Origin of the sequence: Amphritea sp. 1_MG-2023 (genome assembly GCF_030547545.1) — a bacterium.
Taxonomy (GTDB): domain Bacteria; phylum Pseudomonadota; class Gammaproteobacteria; order Pseudomonadales; family Balneatricaceae; genus Amphritea.
Window position 1 is genome coordinate 1 of the sequence record NZ_JAUOQE010000082.1, and the last position, 735, is coordinate 735.

At 56.7% G+C, this 735-nt stretch carries 1 protein-coding gene; it reads left to right on the plus strand.

Annotated features, from left to right (window positions below):
- The coding region (locus Q4488_RS18755; RefSeq protein WP_303582123.1) for a VCBS domain-containing protein at positions 1-735 on the plus strand (735 nt) is incomplete at both ends.

Consider the following 735-nt stretch of genomic DNA (forward strand, 5'->3'; position numbering starts at 1 on the left):
CGAAGTGGATCAATCTAGTTCGACTACGGACGCGAATCTCAGCGGCACCTTGAGTGGCGCGGATGTCGATGGTGATAGCTTAACCTACGGTATTGATACCGGATCGGTCACGGGTACCACCGCCACCTTGGTCGGCACTTACGGCACCTTAACCTTAGATACGGCTAGCGGTGCTTATAGCTACAGCAAAGACGCCGCTGCGATCGAAGCCCTGGATGCAGGTGACACCGACAGTGATCTGTTCACCCTGACGGTCACCGATGCCGACGGCGCACTAGTGACGCAGACCTTTACCGTCAACGTCACTGGTGCGGATGATGCACCGACCCTCGATGCGATCACCAACGGTTCGATTGCCGAAGTGGATCAGTCCAGCAGCACGACCGATGCAAACCTCAGCGGCACCTTAAGTGGCGCCGATGTCGATGGTGATAGCTTAACCTACGGTATTGATACCGGATCGGTCACGGGTACCACGGCAACCTTGGCGGGGACTTACGGTACGCTAACCTTAGATACTTCCACTGGCGACTACAGCTACAGCAAAGACGCCGCTGCGATCGAAGCCCTGGATGCAGGTGACACCGACAGTGATCTGTTTACCTTAACGGTCACCGATGCGGATGGCGCTCTGGTCACCCAGACTTATACGGTCAACGTCACCGGTGCCGATGATGCACCGACCTTGGATGCGATCACCAGCGGTTCGATTGCCGAAGTGGATCAGTCCAGCAG